Genomic DNA, 18172 nt, shown 5'->3' with positions numbered 1-18172 from the left:
CCCGTTGTGTTGTCAGCGTTTTTGTATGTAGGTAATCGCCAGCGCTACCGCGAGCACCAGCCCTTTTATAATGTCCATGGCGTAATACGGCACGGAGAGCATCACCAGCCCGTTCGACAGCACGCCGAGAATAACCGCCCCGACCAGGGTCCCCAGCGCGTTCGGCTTGCCGGACCCGGCCAGCGAGAAGCCAATCCACGCCGCCGCTACCGCATCCATCAGATATCCGCCGCCCGCGTTCACTTGCGACGAGCCAATGCGCGAGGCCAGCAAAATCCCGCCCAGGCCCGCCAGCAGCGAGGCAATCACGTAGGCAGCCACCTTGTAGCGGGTGGTGCGAATGCCGGAGAGACGCGCCGCTTCCGGGTTACCGCCAATGGCGTACATCCGGCGTCCATGAGTGGTGAGCGACAGCCCCAGCTGTGCCAGCACGGTCACCACCAGCATGACGATCACGATGGTCGGCACCTGTCCCAGCAGGCTGAACGCCGCCGGAATAGTCCCTTCGGCCATATCGCCGCTCGGCAGCACCATGTTTTCGGTAATCGACCCGCCGTAGCTGTAGGTCATCGCCACGCCCTGGATCACAAACAGGCTGGCCAGCGTCGCGAGCATGTCCGGAATGCGCAGGATAACGATCAGAAAGGCGTTAAACAGTCCCACCAGCGTGCAGAGCGCGAGGGTAATCAGAATCGACTCGGTGGTGCCAAAGCCGTGCCAGACGAAAAGGGAAATCACCAGCGCGTTCGCCAGCGACGCGGTAGACCCCACGGAGAGATCGAATCCGCCGATGGTCAGCGAGATCGACACGCCAATGGCAATCACCGTCACGATGGCAATCGAGCGCAGAATGTTGATGATGTTGTTCGGATCGAGGAAGCTGTCCGACGCCAGGCCAAAGACGGCCACCAGCGCGACGACGGTCAGCAACATGCCCCACCTGTAGAGAAAATCGAAAATCTGCTGACGGCCAGACGCCGTCGCGTTTACTGAAAGGACCTTGCTCACGACGCCGTTCCTCCGGTTGAATAATAAAGTAATGTCTCTTCACGGGCCTCGGTCCCGGCGATTTCCGCCACGATGCGCCCGTCCCACAGCACGCAGATGCGGTCGCACAGCCCGACCAGCTCGGCAAATTCGCCGGAGGCGTAAATTACCCCTTTGCCCTCGCGCGCCAGGCCGTCAATCAGCTGGAAAAGATCGGTTTTGGCCTTCACGTCCACGCCTTTGGTCGGCTCGTCGAAGATCAGCACGCTCGCGTCATTGCGCAGCCACTTGCCGATAGCCACCTTCTGCTGGTTACCGCCGGAGAGACGTCGCAAAACCTGCCCGGGACCGCGGGCGCGAACGCCGACGCGGGCGATCACCTCCTCCGCCCAGCGCCACGCCTGACGATGGCCGAACAGGCTCCAGCGCGAGAAGCTGTTATCGGCGCACACGGCAAGGTTCATGCTTACCGGCTCGTCGATAAAAATACCCTCTTTGCGCCGCTCTTCCGGCACCAGCGCCAGCCCGCGCAGCACCGAGTCCGCCGGGTCGCGCGGCTGCCAGGGCTGTTGATTCAGCTCACCGCGCGCCACGCGGCTTTTGCTGGCGCCAAACAGCGCCTTACAGAGTTCGGTTTTTCCCGCCCCCGCCAGCCCGGCAATACCAAGAATTTCGCCCTTGCGCAGGTGCAGGGAGATATCTTTCAGCAGCGCGTCGTCGTGCAGACCTTCTACCCGCAGGAGCGTCTCTTCGCCGTGCGGCGGCCGCGCGGGCGGATAGATATCGCTCAGCACGTGGCCGAGCATCTTCTCAACGATCGCTTCACCGCTGAGATCGGCCATCGGTCCGGACTCAATCAGCTTGCCGTCGCGCAGCACCGTCAGGGTGTCGCAGATGGCCTTCAGCTCGTGAATGCGGTGGGAGATAAACACCACGCCGATGCCCTGCTGCTTTAAGCGTCTCACTACCGCAAACAGGCGCTCGCTCTCGTGCGCGTCCAGCGGCGCGGTGGGCTCATCAAGAATCAAAAAACGGCAGTGGTGGGATAGCGCCCGCGCCAGCAAAATCTGCTGCTTTTCGGCAAGCGTGCAGCTGTCGATGGAACGGCGTACGTCCAGAGAAACATCCAGCTGCGCCAGCGCGTGTCTCGCCTGCTGACGGATCGCGCGCCAGCTGAAGCGATGCCCCGGCTGCGCCAGCTGGTCGAGCATGATGTTCTCGGCGATGCTTAACCCCGGGATCAGCGCCACGTCCACCTCCTGCTGCACAAGGTGGATCCCCAGCCGTTTGGCATCGAGCGGTTCGCGGATGTTTACCGGCTGGTTGTTAATGCTGATCTCGCCCTCATAGTGGTCGTGCGTCCCGCACAGCACCGCCATCAGCGTCGATTTTCCCGCGCCGTTGGCGCCGGTCAGCGCGTGTACGGAGCCGCCGGATAAGGTGAAATTCACGCGCGACAGCGCCTGAAAGCCGGAAAAGGCCAGGCTGATACCGCGCATTTCAAGGCGACTGGAAACCATCCGCGTAAATCCTTCATTACTCTTCTGATTTATCGAATTTTTCACAGCTCCGGTTGACTGACAACGACGGAAAAGGCATAAGTTAAAGCGAAATATTATTAGCCATCCGGATGTCCAGACATAACATCGGGTTAGCGCTTCCCAAAAAGGACACCATCATGAGCAACACCGATATCCGCGTCGTGCCTGGCCCGGCGAACTACTTCTCTCATTCCGGAAGCCTTGCGCATCTGAATGACTTCTTTACCCCTGAACAGCTTTCCCGCGCGGTGTGGATCTACGGCGAGCGCGCGATCGAAGGCGCGCGCCCTTTCCTGCCAGAGAGCTTTAATGCGCCGGGGGCGAAACACCTGCTGTTTAAAGGCCACTGCAGCGAGCGCGACGTCACCCATCTGGTGAATGAATCCGGCAGCGACGCCAGCGTGGTGATTGGCGTTGGCGGCGGCGCGGTGCTCGATGCCGTCAAGGCCGTGGCGCGCCGCTTAGGAGTGCCGTTCGTGGGCATCCCCACTATTGCCGCCACCTGCGCGGCGTGGACCCCGCTCTCCGTCTGGTACAACGATGCCGGTCAGGCGCTGCATTTTGAGATCTTCGACGACGCCAACTTCCTGGTGCTGGTGGAGCCGCAGATCGTCCTTAACGCACCCGCGGAATACCTGCTGGCGGGCATCGGCGATACGCTGGCGAAGTGGTACGAAGCGGTAGTGCTCGCCCCGCAGCCTGAAAAGCTGCCGCTGACCGTGCGGCTGGGCATCAACGGCGCGCTGGCTATCCGCGACGTGCTGCTGGAGCACAGTGAGGAAGCCCTGGCTGACCAGCAGCGCGGTGAACAGACGCAGGCGTTCCGGGACGTGGTGGATGCGATTATCGCAGGCGGCGGGATGGTCGGCGGTCTGGGCGAACGTTATACCCGCGTGGCGGCGGCACATGCGGTGCACAACGGTTTGACCGTGCTGCCGCAGACTGAGAAATACCTGCACGGCACCAAGGTGGCCTACGGCATTCTGGTGCAGAGCGCCCTGCTCGGCCAGGACGACGTGCTGGCACAGCTGCTCTCGGCGTATCGGCGTTTTAACCTGCCGACCACGCTTCGCGCGCTGGAGGTCGATATTAACAGCCGAGAGGAGCTGGATAAGGTGATTGCCCACACCCTGCGTCCGGTGGAGTCAATTCATTATCTGCCGGTGACGTTAACGCCCGACGTTCTGCGCGCGGCGTTTGAGAAGGTGGAATACTTCAGCCGTTAATCTCCCTGACCGTCTATACCTAATGATGATTCTTACCACTCTCGTAACGAGGTCATCATGCAGATCGATTTAACAGGTAAAAAGGCGCTGGTTACCGGTGCCAGCCGCGGGTTGGGTCGGGCTATTGCACTGTCGCTGGCGCGCGCCGGTGCGGATGTGATTATTACGTATGAAAAATCTGCCGATAAAGCCCAGGCGGTCGCCGATGAGATTAAGGCGCTGGGAAGACACAGCGAAGCCGTGCAGGCCGACAGCGCCAGCGCACAGGCGATTCAGGATGCCGTCACCCATGCGGCGCGTTCTCTTGGCGGGCTGGACATCCTGGTCAACAACGCCGGGATCGCCCGCGGCGGCCCGCTGGAATCCATGACCCTGGCGGACATCGACGCGCTCATCAACGTCAACATTCGCGGCGTGGTGATCGCCATTCAGGAAGCGCTGGTGCACATGTCTGACGGCGGGCGCATTATCAACATCGGCAGCTGTCTGGCCAACCGCGTGGCGATGCCGGGTATTGCCGTTTACTCGATGACCAAGTCTGCCCTCAACTCCCTCACCCGCGGCCTGGCGCGCGATCTGGGGCCGCGCGGTATTACCGTTAACCTTGTCCACCCCGGCCCCACCAACAGCGATATGAACCCGGAAGACGGCGAACAGGCGGAAGCCCAGCGCCAGATGATCGCCGTCGGCCACTACGGCCAGCCGGAAGACATCGCGGCGGCGGTCACCTTCCTTGCCAGCCCGGCCGCCGGACAGATCTCCGGTACCGGCCTGGATGTGGACGGCGGGTTGAACGCCTGATCGCACCTTTTCTGCAAGCCTCTGTCGCCAGGCAGAGGCCTTCTCGAGCCGCCTCGACGGTTTGCGTTTTGCCTCTTACCTGTATTTTTTCTCCGCTCTACAGTACCCCATAAGAAATTCGGAATTTATCTAATAGCCTTATTATTTCCTTATATTTTGTGTGGGCGCACAGTGGAGGTACGGATGAAGATTGTCTGGTCAAAGAATGCAAAGAAAGAGTTTTCCAAAATCGATGGCCGATATCAGCGAAGAATCAAAGCAAAACTTGCTGAGCTGGGCGATCGCTCAGCTCCCCGGCCCGATATCAAAAAAAAATCGGCAACAGAAAATCATTTTCGGCTACGCGTTGGCGATTACCGCATTCTGATTACACTTCGGGACGATCCCGATAACCATTGTTATGTTTTGGCCGTCAAGAGCAGAACATCAACGACCTACCTTCACGAGGAGAAAGCCCCCTATGGCTGTTCAGCTAATTAAGGACGATGACGGAAAAGCGCAGTACGTCGTTATTCCCTATGATGAATACTTTCGTATGTGCTTACAGATGGCAGAAATTGACGACGAAACCGACGATGATCTAGAGGATATTGAAGTCGAACACGATTGTTATGATGACGTAGGATTACCTGGTGAAGTATGCGACGTCATGCATAACGAGAACGTCAGCCTGCAGGCCGCGTGGCGTATCCTGCGCGGGCTATCCCAGCAGGAGGTGGCGGAGAAACTCGGCATCAGCCAGTCCGCCGTGTCACAGCTGGAAGCGCTGGACTCCCGTCCGCAAAAGCGCACCCGCGAAAAGCTGGCGGCGATCTACGGCTGTAAGCAGGAGCAGATCAGCCTCTATTTACCGAAAGAGGGTTAACAGCACTTCGCTCCGCCCTTGCCGCCGTAGCGGGCATCCTGGCGGTCACGGAAAAATTCTTCGTAGGTCATGGGCGTCTGGTCCGGATGGTTGACGCGCATATGCTCGACGTAATTGTCGTAGTCCGGCACGCCAATCATCATTTTGGCGGCCTGGCCCAGGTACTTACCGGCTTTGGAAAGGGTGTCGAACATAGTTCTGATCTCACAGGGAATGTAGGCCGGGTAAGGCGAAGCCGCCACCCGGCACACGGGTTAATGCGCCCCTTTGGCCTGGGTCACAATCTCTTCCAGGTTTTCAGGCATTGGCTCGTACGGCGTCTCTTTCGCCGTTGGCTTATCATTTTTCAACGCCGCCAGCGCGGTCCTGAGAGAATACAATGCCAGCACCACGACCACCACCATAAAGAAGATGGTCAGCCCGGCGTCCAGACGGTTGTTAAACACCAGCTGCGACAGCTGCGATTCGGTGTACTGCGCCGGGATCTTGCCGCTGTCGATCATCGCCTGGAACTTGTTGGCAATCGCCAGGAAGCCCACCTTGTTATCCGGGCTGAAGGCCTTCTGCCAGCCCGCCGTCAGGGTACAGATCAGCAGCCACGCGGTCGGCACCAGCGCCACCCACGCGTAACGCTGGCGCTTCATCTTGAACAGCACCACCGCGCAGAGCATCAGCGCCATGCCCGCCAGCATCTGGTTGGCGATACCGAACAGCGGCCACAGGGTGTTAATCCCGCCCAGCGGATCGACCACGCCCTGATGCAGGAAGTACCCCCACGCCAGCACGCACAGCGCTGTCGCCAGCAGGTTAGCCGGGAGCGAATCGGTCCGCTTCAGGTTCGGGGAGATGACGCCCAGCAGATCCTGCAGCATAAAGCGCGCCGCACGGGTTCCCGCATCCACCGCCGTCAGGATAAACAGCGCTTCAAACAGGATGGCGAAGTGATACCAGAACGACACGTCCATCAGCCCGCCCAGCGCACCGTGGAGAATATACGCCATGCCGACCGCCAGCGTCGGCGCCCCGCCCGCGCGGGAGATAATCGACTGCTCGCCCACTTCGCTGGCGATGCTCGTCAACGTTTCAGGCGTAATCGCAAAGCCCCAGCCGCTCACCACCTGCGCGGCAGACGCTACCACGTCAACGGTGCCGGCCGGAGCCAAGACCGCCATTGGGCTGTTCATCGCGAAATACACGCCCGGGTCGATAATGCAGGCGGAGACCAGCGCCATAATGGCCACGAAGGACTCCATCAGCATACCGCCGTAGCCGATCAGGCAGGCCTGATTTTCATTCGCCAGCATCTTCGGCGTGGTACCGGAGGCAATCAGAGCGTGGAAGCCCGACACCGCACCACAGGCGATGGTGATAAACAGGAACGGGAAGAGATTGCCGGTCCAGACAGGGCCGGTACCGTCGATGAATTTGGTTAATGCAGGCATGGTCAAGGTCGGGCGCATAATCAGAATGCCGATCGCCAGCCCGACGATAGTGCCGATTTTCAGGAAGGTGGAGAGGTAATCACGCGGCGCCAGCAGCAGCCATACCGGCAGCACCGCCGCCACAAAGCCATAGCCCACCAGCATCCAGGTCAGCTGTACGCCGGTAAAGTCGAAGAACGGCGCCCAGGTCGGGCTTTCCGCCACCCAGCCGCCGGAGATAATGGCGAACACCAGGAATACCAGGCCAATCACCGACACTTCACCAATCCGGCCCGGACGCAGGTAGCGGATGTAGATCCCCATGAACAGCGCCAGCGGAATGGTAAAGGCAACGGTATACGTTCCCCACGGGCTGTGGGTCAGCGCTTTCACCACGATCATCGCCAGCACCGCGAGGATGATCACCATGATCATAAAGGTCGCCACCAGCGCAATCACCCCGGCAGTGGCCCCCATCTCCTCTTTCACCAGCTCACCCAGCGAACGTCCGTCGCGGCGGGTAGAGACGAACAGCACCATAAAGTCCTGCACCGCGCCTGCCAGCACCACGCCCGCCAGGATCCAGATCATCCCCGGCAGGTAGCCCATCTGCGCCGCCAGCACCGGCCCCACCAGCGGGCCTGCCCCGGCAATCGCCGCAAAATGGTGACCGAACAGCACTTTCTTATCGGTCGGCACGTAGTCCAGACCGTCGTTATGGCGAACGGCAGGCGTCATGCGCGTTGCGTCAACGCCCAGGACGTTCTTCGCGATATAGCGGCCATAAAAACGATAGGCGATCAGGTAAACGCAGACCGAGGCGACGACGATCCAGAGCGCGTTGATCTGCTCCCCTCGGTTGAGGGCGATGTAGCCCAGGGCAAAGGCTCCCACAACGGAGAGCCCTGCCCATGTAAGGTATTTCCCTGAGTTGTTCATAGTTGTTGTCCGTTGTTGTGAAACAGTGAGATGTTACATTTTGTTTCTAGAACAACCGGAAAAATTTAACAACTTTGAAACGCAATAATGCGTGGTCAAACCAGAGATTTACACCACAGTGTTAAGCCGATCACTTTGATCTGCCTGGGTTAGCCCAACACCATCGTACTCAACCGGCAGGTGCAGCACCGCCGCCCCTGCTCGTCGAAGACCACAATCTCCCAGCTCTGGCTCGAACGCCCAAGATGCAGCGGCTGACACACGCCGCGAACCTTGCCGTGGGAAACTGCCCGATGATGCGTGGCGTTCAGCTCCGTTCCCACCACGCTCTGCCCGTCGCGGGTCATCAGAAATCCGGCCATTGAGCCGAGCGTTTCCGCCAGCGCCGCCGAGGCACCGCCGTGAAGCAGGCCAAACGGCTGATGGGTTCGTGCATCCACCGGCATCTCCGCTTCCAGCGTGTCATCCCCGAGGCGGGTATAGACGATGCCCAGGTTCGCCACCAGGGTATTCACGCTGGTGGCGTTCAGTTCTTCAAGCGATAAATGACGTTTCCAGATCATTTATGCCCCCAGCGTGGAGCCGCCGTCCACCACGATATCCTGCAGGGTGATGTGGCTGGCGGCATCGGAGGCAAGGAACAGCACGGTCGCAGCTATCTCCTGCGGGCGGGCAATTTTGCCCAGCGGAATGCCGAGCTTAAACTGCTCGCCGAAGCCGCGAATGCGCTGCTGCTCCGCATCGTCGCTTTTCCACAGGGTTCGCTGCATATCGGTGTCCGTTGAGCCCGGCGACACCAGATTACAGCGCACGCCGCTGCCTGCCAGCTCCAGCCCGACGGTCAGAGCCAGGCTTTTCAGCGCCGCTTTCGATGCGCCATAGGCGCTCATGCCGATGCGCGGCGCGTGCGCCGCGTCGGACGCCACGGTGACCATCGCCCCGCCCTGCTGGCGGCGAAACTGGCCCATCGTCTGCTGGAAAAGGTTGAACGCGCCGCCGACGTTGACCGCGAAGGTATGCTGCCAGTCCTCCTGCGAGAGCTGGTCCGTCGCCCCCATGCGCAGAATGCCCGCGGCGTTGACCAGCACGTCCAGCCGTTCGAGCGAAGCCAGCGCGCGCCCGCAAACCTCATGTACCTGTGCGGCATCCGCCACGTCCAGCGTTTCGGTGGCAAACGGATAGTCATCCTGCGGGAAGGCCAGATCGAACCCGGTCACCTGTGCGCCTGCTTCGGCAAACGCCAGTGCGGTCGCGTAGCCAATCCCCTTCCCCGCGCCCGTCACCCAGACGGTTTTGCCGGTAAAATCGAATCCCGCCATTACTTCACCTCGCGGGAAAGCAGCGCCCACCAGGCGTCGAGAGTGGGATTTTTTGCCAGCATCACGAAGTCGATATCGCCGCGCACTTTGCGCCAGCGGGCGGCCAGCGCCATCATGCGCACTGAATCCAGGCCGTAGTCGATCAGGTTTTCGTCATCCATCGGCTCGTCGGACTCGTCCAGCAGCGGAAGGATCAGCTCGCGCAGCGCGGCTTTCGAGGCCGGAACGGACGGCAGCAGCTCGTCGGTCATCACCACGCGGCCCGAGCGTCCGGCCACGTAGTTCAGGGACATCAGGTGCTCGTCACGGGTGAAATCTGCCAGCGCGTCGGCAATAAAGAACGGCTTAATGTCGCGCATAAAGGCGTCGGTGGCGGTGGTCATGCAGCCGATGTGAGCGTACACGCCGGTAATCAGCAGCTGGTTGCGGCCCGTCTCTTTCAGCATCTGCTCCAGCGGCGAGCGGTGAAATGCGCTGTAGCGCCACTTCACCAGCACCGTGTCCGCTTCGTCCGGGGTCAGCTCAGCGACGATGCGCTGCTGCTCCGGCGAGCGGGTCAGGCCCGGCCCCCACATGTCGTTCAGCAGGGCGCGGTCTTCATCGCTCTGCTCTTTTGGCTGCGCGGTGTAGTAAACCGGGATATTGTGTTCTTTGCAGTACGTGCGCAGTTTAGCGATGTTCGCTACTACCTGCTGCATCATCGCGCTATTTTCGCCCCAGAAGTTCAGGAAATACTCCTGCATATCGTGGATCAGCAGCGCCGCGCGCTCGGGCTCAAACGCCCAGTTCACCTTGTTGGTCGGCAACTCTGCGGCGGTTGGCAGCGCGTAAGCGGTTAATTTTGGGATGGCCATACTCTGTTCCTCAGCCCCGGGCGCGTTCAGCAAGCCACAGGCGCAACTGTTTCTTATCGACTTTGCCGACCGGCGTCAGCGGGAGCGCATCCACGCTCTCCACGCGGTCCGGCAGCTTGAATTCGGCAACGCCCTGCTCGCGCAGGAAGCGACGCACCTCGACCGCGCGCAGGGGCTGTTTCACCACCAGATACGCGCAGCTCTTCTCGCCCAGCAGGCTGTCCTCCATGCTCACCAGCGCGGCGTGGATCACCGACTCATGGCGCAGCAGCAGGTTCTCGATCTCTTCGGCGGCGATCTTCTCCCCGCCGCGGTTGATCTGATCTTTCTCACGACCCTGCACGGTGATGTAACCCTGCTCGTCGATGGCGATCAGATCCCCGGAGCAGTAAAACCCGTCGGCGTCAAAGGCGCTGGCATTGTGTTCCGGGCTGTTGAAATAACCGCGGAAGGTATACGGCCCCCGCGTCATCAGGCGTCCGACTTCCCCGCGCGGCAGCGGGTTGCCATGCTCGTCGGCCACCCACACTTCGTCGTCCGGGCACATCGGGCGGCCCTGGGTGTTGATGATGCGCTCCGGCGCGTCGTCGAGCGCGGTGTAGTTCACCAGCCCTTCCGCCATGCCGAACACCTGCTGAAGCTGGCAGCCGATTTCCGCCGGAATGCGCGCCGCGAGCGTGGCGGAGAGGCGCGCGCCGCCCACCTGCAGCAGCTTCAGTGATTTAAGCTGCGCGCTGCCCGCGCCGTCGGCAATCGCCTGCAGCCAGAGGCTCACCGCCGGCGGGACCAGCGAGGTGACGTTAATCTGATGTCGTTCAATCAGCGGGAAGCAGAGCGTGGCGCTCGGATCGTTCGCCAGCACCACGCAGCCGCCCGCGGTGAAGACGCCCAGCGATCCCGGCGAACTCATGGCGTAGTTGTGCGCCGCGGGCAGCGCGTTCAGGTAACGGGTTTCGGCGGTAATGCCGCAGATCTCGTTGCTGCGGCGGATGCTGTAGTCGTAGTCGTTATGCGTGCGCGGGATCAGCTTCGGCGTGCCGGTACTGCCGCCGGAGAGCTGGAAGAAGGCCACTTCGTCGGCGGGCGTCGGGTTCGGGATAAAGTTGTCCGCGGGACGGGCCATCGCCGCTTCCAGGGCATGTTCACCCTTATCGCCGCGCAGGAGCACGACGCGTACCGAACGGTGTTCATCCACGAAAGCGTTGAGGAAGTCATCGCCCGCAAACAGCGCATGGTCGCGATCGGCGATCAGCACGGCGGGTTTGATCTGCGCCGCGTAGGCGTTCAGCTCGCTGCGCTGGTGGCTAAAGAGCGCGTTGACCGGCGCGACGCCGATTTGCAGCAGCGCGAAGAAGGTGATGTAGAACTCGGCCACGTTGCCAAGCTGCACCAGCGCGGTCTCGCCGCGATGCAGCCCACGCCCCTGAAGGGCTGAGGCCAGGTTGTTCACCGCCTGATTAAACGCACGGTAGGTGATGTGCCGCTCGCCGTCAATTATCGCCACGGCATCGCTGTCCGCGCGATCCGTCAGGATGTGGGTCAACGGCAGATCCTGCCAGTAGCCTTTTTCACGGTAGCGGCGGGCAAATGCCTCAGGCCAGCGGGTAAAGGGAATGGTCATGAGTCTTCCTTAGTGCAAACCAAATACGTTGAGCATGGTGGAGAGCTTCACGCCCGTCTCGCGCCACTCGCCCACCGGCGAGGAGGCAGGCACAATGCCCGCGCCGGCAAACAGGCGAACGGTATTTTTATGCAGACGCGCGCAGCGGATGGTCACCACCCACTCGCCGTTGCCTTCGCTGTCGCACCAGCCGACGATGCCGCCGAACAGCTCGCGGTCGAACGGCTCTAGCTCGGCAATCAGCTCTTTTGCCGCCTGATGCGGGAAGCCGCTCAGCGCCGGGGTCGGGTGCAGCAGGCAGGCTAGGGTTAGGGCGTTTTCGTTTTCACGCGCCTCGCCTTCTACCGGCGTCGCCAGATGCCACAGCGTGGGCGTGGTAATCAGCTGAGGAGAATCAGGCATGGTGAGATGATGGCTGCGCGGTGCCAGAATGGCCTTCATCGCCTGGGTCACCAGGTCGTGCTCGTGGCGATCCTTTTCAGAGGCCAGCAGCTTATTGCCCGCTTCGCGATCTAATACATCATCGGGCTGACGGCGCGCCGAGCCTGCCAGCGGCAGCGAACTAAAGTGCGCGCCCTCTTTGCGCAGCAGCAGTTCAGGGCTGGCGCCGAGCAGCACGCCGCCGTCTTCCAGCGGCACGTGAAAGTTGAAGCTCGCCGGGTTCTGGGCGATTAGGCGCTCCATCAGCGCACCGCTGTCCATGTTTTTGTCGGTCGCGATATCAATCAGGCGCGACAGCACCACCTTGTTCACCTGCGGCGTGGCGGTGAGCGACGCGGCGCGAGCGACCATCTCTTCGAAAACGGGCTGCGGCGGGATCTCGGTGCGTTGTTCCACCTTCAGTGCCTGCGAGCCGGAAAAATAACGTGCAGACTGCTGACGTGCCGGACGGGAAAAGGTCTGCCAGCGTTGGGGAATAAACAGAGAGGACGGCTTGCGGGTATCGAACGGGATAGCCCCTACCATCACCGGATGAGCGATACCGCTGGCTTTCGCATTCAGGAAGGCCTGGGCTAATTTTTGCTGGAAGCGACCCGCCGGATCGTCACCGCCAACTGCGGGTTCACTGAAGCGGGCAAAGCAGCCGGACGTAGTAAAGCTGCGGTAAGGCGACATAAAGAAAAAACGGTCTGATTCCAGCGTGGTTGCGGCGTGCTGAACTTCCTCAGCCAGGGACGTATCCATATCATCCTCCTTAAAATGATAAAAGAAGCAATAATGATTATCATTTATATTTTCGTCGGCTAACCTAATCCCACATCGCTCCGCTGTCAACCGTCGGGCAAATAACTTGTGCGACAAAAGCTTGCATCCAGATGCTGCAGCCATGAAAATGAGAAGCATTATCCTCAACAAAAACAGGATCCCGCGTTGTGAAATTCCCTGCCATTTTCCGTAATCCCCTGCTTTTATTGGCACTTTTTGTTTTAGGACTTACCTCAGCCGCTGCCGCCGACTGGCCGCGTCAGGTGACTGACAGCCGCGGCGTTCACACGCTAGAGAGCAAACCGACGCGCATTGTCTCTACCAGCGTGACCTTAACCGGCTCCCTGCTGGCGATTGACGCCCCGGTCGTCGCCAGCGGCGCGACCACGCCGAACAACCGCGTGGCCGATGCGCAGGGCTTTTTGCGCCAGTGGGGCGATATTGCGAAACAGCGTCAGGTTGCGCGGATGTATATTGGCGAACCGAGCGCCGAAGCGGTCGCCGCACAAATGCCGGATCTGATTTTGATCAGCGCCACCGGCGGTGATTCCGCGCTGGCGCTGTACGATCAGCTCTCCGCCATTGCGCCGACGCTTATCATCAACTACGACGACAAGAGCTGGCAGGCACTGCTGACGCAACTGGGCACCATCACCGGTCAGGAAAAACAGGCCGAAGAGCGCATTGCCGCGTTTGATAAACAGCTCGCGCAGGTGAAACAGCAGATGAAGCTGCCGCCGGAGCCGGTGAACGCCATCGTCTACACCGCCGCCGCGCACAGCGCCAACCTGTGGACCGCAGAATCGGCGCAGGGCAAGCTGCTGCACCAGCTGGGCTTTACGCTGGCGGACCTGCCCGCCGGTTTGCAGACCTCAACAAGCCAGGGCAAGCGGCACGATATTATCCAGCTGGGCGGTGAAAACCTGGCAACGGGACTGAACGGCGAAGGGCTGTTCGTGTTTGCCGGCGACCAGAAAGATGTGGATGCGATTTACGCCAACCCGCTGCTGGCGCATCTGCCGTCGGTGAAAAACAAACGGGTTTGGGCATTGGGAACCGAGACGTTCCGCCTGGATTATTACAGCGCGATGCTGGTGTTAGACAGATTGAATACGTTGTTTAAGTAGGCATTTTCCCACCCTCTCCCTGTGGGAGAGGACCGGGGTGAGGGCATCAGGCCACACCGTCGTTCAACACAACCTCCTGCCTGAACCGCCGCAATTTCACCAACGCCACTAACAAAATCACGCCAACCATCGCTAACGCAAACCCGCTGCTGCTCGCCGACGCCGCCGGGGTCATTATCGCCCCCAGCCCGCCGAGGATCGCCGCGCCAATCGCATCGCCCGTGACGTTCTGCGCCGTCCACAGGCCGTTGATGCGCCCGAGCATCCCTTCCGGCGTCTGGGTCTGGATCAGGGTGTACTGCAGCAGCGAACTGATGGCGCTCAGCCAGCCGAAAATCACCAGGCACAACACCCCGAGCGCCCACGCCGGCATCAGGCTAAAGAAGCCGATGGCGATAAACGACGCCAGAGTGGCAAGCAGCATAATCAGCCCCGGACGCGCGCTCTGCGCCAGGTTGCCGCTGGTCAGCGCCCCGCACGCCGCGCCGAGCGGAATGGCCGCGTAGAGAATGCCAATCTCCGAGGCGCTCATCTGCCACTCTCCCGCTAATGCCGGATACAGCACGCGCACGGCGCTCGCCATGGTCAGCAGGCCGCCGAGCAGCGCAATGCCGCCAATCAGCGGGTTGCTGAACAGGAAACGAATCGCGGCCATCAGCGATTTCAGGGGATGCTCGCGCGGCTGCGGCGGAGGCGGCAGCAGCGGCAGGCGCAGCAGCGTCAGCGTGGTGATAAAGGTCCCTGCCGCCGCCAGCCCGTAGTTCCACGCCACGTTGCCGGTCGCCAGCAGCAGGCCGCCCACCATCGGTGAAATCACCGAGCCGAGGCGCACGGTGAGCATGGTGATCGCCCCCGCCTGCATCAGATTTTCTCGCCCGACCAGCGCGGGCGTGGCCGCCAGCAGCGCCGTCACGCCCAGCGAGGCGAAAAAGCCGTCCCACAGCCCCAGGGCATAAATGGCGATCAGCGACGGCTCAGGCAGCATGGCGTTCAGACACAGCCCGATAAAGCCCACGCCGCAGGTGCCGCGCGCCAGCAGGATCAGCTTCTTGCGCTCGTAGCGGTCCGCCAGCACGCCGCCAACCATCAGGCCGATAAACATCGCCCCGCCGGTTAAGGTAACCGATAACCCCACCAGCCAGCTGGAGTGCGTCATGGTCTGGATCTGGACCGGCACGGCCACGCCGAGCAGGCCGAGGGATAAAATGGAGATAAAGCGAGCGATAAACACGGCGCGATAGGCCGGGTGCGTTTTGAGCAGGCTGAGGTTAAGCAGCCAGGATTTTTGATTCATGACAAAGCCTTGAGTGTAATTCTACCCATTCCATGGGCGCACATGCTAACATAGCCAAATAAGATAGATAACGATAATCACTATCATTATCAAATCATGGATGTTGCTATGTCGTTTTCCTCTTCTTCGGTGCGCGCGATTGCCGTGCCCGTTTTATTGCTGCTGTTGATCCTTGCGACTGCACTCAGCCTGCTGGTCGGCGCGAAGCCGCTTCCCGCGTCCGTCATCGTTGATGCGCTCACTGGCACCTGCCAAAGCGCTGACTGCACTATCGTGCTCGACGCTCGCCTGCCCCGCACCCTTGCCGGGCTGCTGGCCGGTGGCGCACTCGGCCTTGCCGGTGCCCTGATGCAAACCCTCACCCGCAATCCGCTGGCGGACCCCGGCATTCTCGGCGTTAACTCTGGCGCCAGCTTTGCCATCGTGCTCGGAGCGGCGCTGTTTGGGTTTACTTCTCCCTCTGAACAGCTGGCGATGGCTTTCTGCGGCGCGCTGGCCGCCTCGCTGCTAGTGGCGTTTACCGGCAGCCAGGGCGGCGGCCAGCTGAGTCCGGTACGCCTGACGCTGGCGGGCGTGGCGCTCGCGGCGGTGCTGGAAGGCTTATCTAACGGCATCGCCCTGCTCAACCCGGACGTCTACGACCAGCTGCGCTTCTGGCAGGCCGGCTCGCTGGATATCCGCACCCTTGAAACCCTGAAAGTGGTGGCGTTCCCGGTCATTATTGCTGCCGCCGTGGCGCTGTTTTTAAGCCGGGCGCTGAACAGCCTGAGCCTCGGCAGCGACACCGCTACCGCTCTAGGCAACCGCGTCGCGCGCACGCAGCTGATTGGCCTGCTGGCCATCACCGTCCTGTGCGGCAGCGCGACCGCCGTGGTCGGCCCGATTGCCTTTATCGGCCTGATGATGCCGCACATGTCGCGCTGGCTGGTGGGGACGGATCACCGCTGGTCGCTGCCGGTCACGCTGCTGGCGACGCCTGCGCTGCTGCTGTTTGCCGACGTGCTGGGTCGCCTGCTGGTGCCGGGCGAACTGCGCGTCTCGGTGGTCAGCGCCTTTATCGGCGCGCCGGTGCTGATCTTCCTGGTACGACGTAGACGCGGAGGTGGCGCATGATGGCCCCGTCCCGTCGTTTACTCACCAGCGTCTCGCTGCTAAGTATCCTCATTCTGCTGCTGGCGGTCTGGAGCCTGCGCAGCGGCGCGGTGACGCTCGATTTTTCTCAGGTGCTTAACGCCCTGCTCGGCAGCGCGCCGCGCAATATCACCTTGGTTGTCACCGAATGGCGCCTGCCGCGCGTGGCGATGGCAATTCTCGTAGGTGCGGCGCTCGGCGTCAGCGGTGCGATATTCCAGTCGCTGATGCGCAACCCGCTCGGTAGCCCGGACGTGATGGGACTCAATACCGGGGCCTGGAGCGGCGTGCTGGTAGCGATGGTGCTGCTCGGTCAGCACCTGACGGCCATTACCTTTACGGCAATGGCGGGCGGCATTCTGACGTCGCTGGTTATCTGGCTATTGGCCTGGCGCAACGGCATCGACACCTTCCGGCTGATCATTATCGGTATCGGCGTACGTGCGATGCTGATGGCCTTTAACACCTGGCTGCTGCTGCAGGCCTCGCTGGAAACGGCGCTTTCCGCCGGGCTGTGGTACGCAGGTTCCCTTAACGGCCTGACGTGGGGCAAAACCTGGCCCGCCGCGCCGCTGATTGTGCTGATGTTTATCGGCGCGCTGCTGCTGGTTCGCCGCATGCGGCTGCTGGAGATGGGCGACGACAGCGCCTGCGCGCTGGGCGTGAGCGTCGAGCGCTCGCGCCTGATGCTGATGCTGGTCGCCGTACTGCTGACCGCAGCCTCTACGGCGATCGCCGGGCCAATCTCGTTTATAGCCCTCGTGGCACCGCATATCGCGCGACGTCTTAGCGGGACGGCGCGCTGGGGATTAACCCAGGCGGCGCTGTGCGGCGCGCTGCAGCTGCTGGCCGCCGATCTCTGCGCCCAGCAGCTGTTTATGCCTTATCAGCTGCCGGTGGGCGTAGTGACCGTCAGCCTCGGCGGGATTTACCTCATCGTCTTGCTCGTTCAGGAGTCACGCAAGAAATGACAGATACAACCACTCGCTTGCGCGGCGAAAACCTCACCCTCGGCTACGGCAAAAAAATCATTGCCCGAGACTTAACCGTTGCCATTCCGGACGGCCACTTCACGGCAATTATCGGCCCGAACGGCTGCGGCAAATCTACCCTGCTGCGCACGCTGAGCCGCCTGATGACGCCGGTGGAAGGTAGCGTCTTCCTCGACGGGGAGCAGATCCAGCGCTTCGCCAGCAAAGAGGTGGCACGCCGCATCGGGCTGCTGGCCCAAAACGCCACCACGCCGGGGGACATCACGGTGCAGGAGCTGGTCTCGCGCGGGCGCTACCCGCACCAGCCGCTGTTTACCCGCTGGCGTAAAGAGGACGACGAGGCGGTGAACCGCGCGATGCAGGCGACGGGGATCGCCGATCTCGCCCGGCAGAGCGTGGACACCCTCTCCGGCGGCCAGCGTCAGCGAGCGTGGATTGCGATGGTGCTGGCGCAGGAGACGTCGATCATGCTGCTGGACGAGCCGACAACGTGGCTGGACATCAGCCATCAGATTGACCTGCTGGAGCTGCTGAGCGAGCTGAACCGCACGCAGGGGTACACCCTGGCGGCGGTACTGCACGATTTAAACCAGGCATGCCGCTACGCCACGCACCTGATTGCCTTGCGGGACGGTGAGATTGTGGCCCAGGGTGCGCCGAAAGAGATTGTCACGCCGGAGCTTATAGAGCGGATCTACGGCATGCGCTGCATGATAATCGACGATCCGGTGGCGGGTACGCCGCTGGTGGTGCCGTTAGGTCGGCGGTAATTGCCGAGTGGCGGCTACGCCTTACCCGGCCTACATTTAGCTCCCGTAGGCCCGGTAAGCGCAGCGCCACCGGGCATT

18 protein-coding genes are annotated in these 18172 nt (G+C 61.6%); 8 read left to right on the top strand and 10 right to left on the bottom strand.

Features of this window, described 5'->3' with window-relative positions; translation table 11 throughout:
* Positions 1 to 12 precede the first annotated feature (12 nt).
* A complete protein-coding gene (locus LRM19_RS01770; protein ID WP_136195336.1) occupies positions 13 to 1008 on the bottom strand; it encodes an ABC transporter permease in 996 nt (331 codons plus the stop codon).
* Positions 1005 to 2507 (bottom strand): sugar ABC transporter ATP-binding protein, encoded by a 1503-nt coding sequence (locus LRM19_RS01765; protein ID WP_271367100.1) that lies wholly within the window; start codon positions 2505 to 2507, stop codon positions 1005 to 1007. Before LRM19_RS01765 ends, LRM19_RS01770 begins: the two co-directional genes overlap by 4 nt.
* Positions 2508 to 2665: 158 nt before the next feature.
* Between LRM19_RS01765 and LRM19_RS01760 the strand changes: the two genes are divergently transcribed.
* From LRM19_RS01760 to LRM19_RS01745, 4 genes are all read left to right on the top strand, one after another.
* The gene (locus LRM19_RS01760; protein ID WP_271367098.1) at positions 2666 to 3754 is read left to right on the top strand and encodes an oxidoreductase; all 1089 of its coding nucleotides are present in this window, start codon (positions 2666 to 2668) and stop codon (positions 3752 to 3754) included.
* 57 nt (positions 3755 to 3811) lie between these two features.
* Positions 3812 to 4555, top strand: a complete 744-nt coding sequence (locus tag LRM19_RS01755) for an SDR family NAD(P)-dependent oxidoreductase (RefSeq protein WP_024906989.1) — start codon at positions 3812 to 3814, stop codon at positions 4553 to 4555.
* Positions 4556 to 4738: 183 nt separating this feature from the next.
* On the top strand, positions 4739 to 5035 hold the full coding sequence (locus tag LRM19_RS01750) for a type II toxin-antitoxin system RelE family toxin (RefSeq protein ID WP_271367096.1): 297 nt from the start codon (positions 4739 to 4741) through the stop codon (positions 5033 to 5035).
* Positions 5016 to 5420 carry a helix-turn-helix domain-containing protein gene (locus LRM19_RS01745; RefSeq protein WP_127729982.1) on the top strand — a complete coding sequence of 135 codons (405 nt, stop codon included), beginning with the start codon at positions 5016 to 5018 and terminating at the stop codon, positions 5418 to 5420. Before LRM19_RS01750 ends, LRM19_RS01745 begins: the two co-directional genes overlap by 20 nt.
* Here LRM19_RS01745 and LRM19_RS01740 read toward each other — a convergent pair.
* From LRM19_RS01740 to entC, 7 genes are all read right to left on the bottom strand, one after another.
* Positions 5417 to 5614, bottom strand: coding sequence for a YbdD/YjiX family protein (locus LRM19_RS01740; protein ID WP_006809671.1), 198 nt, complete (start codon positions 5612 to 5614; stop codon positions 5417 to 5419). The genes LRM19_RS01745 and LRM19_RS01740 overlap by 4 nt on opposite strands.
* 60 nt (positions 5615 to 5674) lie before the next feature.
* Positions 5675 to 7780 (bottom strand): pyruvate/proton symporter CstA, encoded by a 2106-nt coding sequence (cstA, locus tag LRM19_RS01735; RefSeq protein ID WP_271367076.1) that lies wholly within the window; start codon positions 7778 to 7780, stop codon positions 5675 to 5677.
* Between the two features lie 149 nt (positions 7781 to 7929).
* Complete coding sequence (gene entH, locus LRM19_RS01730) at positions 7930 to 8343, bottom strand: proofreading thioesterase EntH (RefSeq protein ID WP_136195332.1); 414 nt, start codon at positions 8341 to 8343, stop codon at positions 7930 to 7932.
* Entirely contained in the window at positions 8344 to 9099 is a 756-nt protein-coding gene (gene entA / locus LRM19_RS01725; protein ID WP_127729975.1) for a 2,3-dihydro-2,3-dihydroxybenzoate dehydrogenase EntA, read from the bottom strand.
* Positions 9099 to 9953, bottom strand: a complete 855-nt coding sequence (locus LRM19_RS01720; protein ID WP_271367075.1) for an isochorismatase — start codon at positions 9951 to 9953, stop codon at positions 9099 to 9101. Before LRM19_RS01720 ends, entA begins: the two co-directional genes overlap by 1 nt.
* 10 nt (positions 9954 to 9963) lie before the next feature.
* A complete protein-coding gene (gene entE, locus LRM19_RS01715; RefSeq protein WP_271367074.1) occupies positions 9964 to 11574 on the bottom strand; it encodes a (2,3-dihydroxybenzoyl)adenylate synthase EntE in 1611 nt (536 codons plus the stop codon).
* A 9-nt stretch (positions 11575 to 11583) separates the two neighbouring features.
* The gene (entC, locus tag LRM19_RS01710) at positions 11584 to 12759 is read right to left on the bottom strand and encodes an isochorismate synthase EntC (RefSeq protein WP_271367073.1); all 1176 of its coding nucleotides are present in this window, start codon (positions 12757 to 12759) and stop codon (positions 11584 to 11586) included.
* Between the two features lie 188 nt (positions 12760 to 12947).
* Here entC and fepB point away from each other — a divergent pair, with 188 nt between their 5' ends.
* Entirely contained in the window at positions 12948 to 13907 is a 960-nt protein-coding gene (gene fepB, locus LRM19_RS01705; RefSeq protein WP_271367072.1) for a Fe2+-enterobactin ABC transporter substrate-binding protein, read from the top strand.
* A gap of 46 nt (positions 13908 to 13953) precedes the next feature.
* Here fepB and entS read toward each other — a convergent pair whose 3' ends face one another.
* Complete coding sequence (gene entS, locus LRM19_RS01700) at positions 13954 to 15201, bottom strand: enterobactin transporter EntS (protein WP_133293969.1); 1248 nt, start codon at positions 15199 to 15201, stop codon at positions 13954 to 13956.
* A gap of 108 nt (positions 15202 to 15309) precedes the next feature.
* On the opposite strand from entS, the gene fepD reads away from it, so the two are divergent.
* From fepD to fepC, 3 genes are read left to right on the top strand one after another with little or no spacing between them, the layout of a single operon-like run.
* The gene (fepD, locus tag LRM19_RS01695; RefSeq protein ID WP_271367070.1) at positions 15310 to 16314 is read left to right on the top strand and encodes a Fe(3+)-siderophore ABC transporter permease; all 1005 of its coding nucleotides are present in this window, start codon (positions 15310 to 15312) and stop codon (positions 16312 to 16314) included.
* The gene (gene fepG / locus LRM19_RS01690; protein ID WP_271367678.1) at positions 16314 to 17303 is read left to right on the top strand and encodes an iron-enterobactin ABC transporter permease; all 990 of its coding nucleotides are present in this window, start codon (positions 16314 to 16316) and stop codon (positions 17301 to 17303) included. The genes fepD and fepG overlap by 1 nt, the downstream gene beginning before the upstream one ends.
* The gene (fepC, locus tag LRM19_RS01685; RefSeq protein WP_136195328.1) at positions 17300 to 18094 is read left to right on the top strand and encodes an iron-enterobactin ABC transporter ATP-binding protein; all 795 of its coding nucleotides are present in this window, start codon (positions 17300 to 17302) and stop codon (positions 18092 to 18094) included. The genes fepG and fepC overlap by 4 nt, the downstream gene beginning before the upstream one ends.
* The last annotated feature ends 78 nt before the right edge of the window (positions 18095 to 18172 follow it).

Source organism: Enterobacter sp. PI-10 (assembly GCF_027947695.1).
GTDB classification, from domain to species: domain Bacteria; phylum Pseudomonadota; class Gammaproteobacteria; order Enterobacterales; family Enterobacteriaceae; genus Enterobacter; species Enterobacter vonholyi.
This window is presented reverse-complemented; position numbering and strand designations above follow the sequence as displayed.

What these genes read in the sequence shown, in the direction of transcription:
- LRM19_RS01765 (WP_271367100.1), bottom strand. Translation starts at nt 2,507, where the DNA reads ATGGTTTCCAGTCGCCTTGAAATGCGCGGTATCAGCCTGGCCTTTTCC.
- LRM19_RS01760 (WP_271367098.1), top strand. Translation starts at nt 2,666, where the DNA reads ATGAGCAACACCGATATCCGCGTCGTGCCTGGCCCGGCGAACTACTTC.
- LRM19_RS01755 (WP_024906989.1), top strand. Translation starts at nt 3,812, where the DNA reads ATGCAGATCGATTTAACAGGTAAAAAGGCGCTGGTTACCGGTGCCAGC.
- LRM19_RS01750 (WP_271367096.1), top strand. Translation starts at nt 4,739, where the DNA reads ATGAAGATTGTCTGGTCAAAGAATGCAAAGAAAGAGTTTTCCAAAATC.
- LRM19_RS01745 (WP_127729982.1), top strand. Translation starts at nt 5,016, where the DNA reads ATGGCTGTTCAGCTAATTAAGGACGATGACGGAAAAGCGCAGTACGTC.
- LRM19_RS01740 (WP_006809671.1), bottom strand. Translation starts at nt 5,614, where the DNA reads ATGTTCGACACCCTTTCCAAAGCCGGTAAGTACCTGGGCCAGGCCGCC.
- cstA (WP_271367076.1), bottom strand. Translation starts at nt 7,780, where the DNA reads ATGAACAACTCAGGGAAATACCTTACATGGGCAGGGCTCTCCGTTGTG.
- entH (WP_136195332.1), bottom strand. Translation starts at nt 8,343, where the DNA reads ATGATCTGGAAACGTCATTTATCGCTTGAAGAACTGAACGCCACCAGC.
- entA (WP_127729975.1), bottom strand. Translation starts at nt 9,099, where the DNA reads ATGGCGGGATTCGATTTTACCGGCAAAACCGTCTGGGTGACGGGCGCG.
- LRM19_RS01720 (WP_271367075.1), bottom strand. Translation starts at nt 9,953, where the DNA reads ATGGCCATCCCAAAATTAACCGCTTACGCGCTGCCAACCGCCGCAGAG.
- entE (WP_271367074.1), bottom strand. Translation starts at nt 11,574, where the DNA reads ATGACCATTCCCTTTACCCGCTGGCCTGAGGCATTTGCCCGCCGCTAC.
- entC (WP_271367073.1), bottom strand. Translation starts at nt 12,759, where the DNA reads ATGGATACGTCCCTGGCTGAGGAAGTTCAGCACGCCGCAACCACGCTG.
- entS (WP_133293969.1), bottom strand. Translation starts at nt 15,201, where the DNA reads ATGAATCAAAAATCCTGGCTGCTTAACCTCAGCCTGCTCAAAACGCAC.
- fepD (WP_271367070.1), top strand. Translation starts at nt 15,310, where the DNA reads ATGTCGTTTTCCTCTTCTTCGGTGCGCGCGATTGCCGTGCCCGTTTTA.
- fepG (WP_271367678.1), top strand. Translation starts at nt 16,314, where the DNA reads ATGGCCCCGTCCCGTCGTTTACTCACCAGCGTCTCGCTGCTAAGTATC.
- fepC (WP_136195328.1), top strand. Translation starts at nt 17,300, where the DNA reads ATGACAGATACAACCACTCGCTTGCGCGGCGAAAACCTCACCCTCGGC.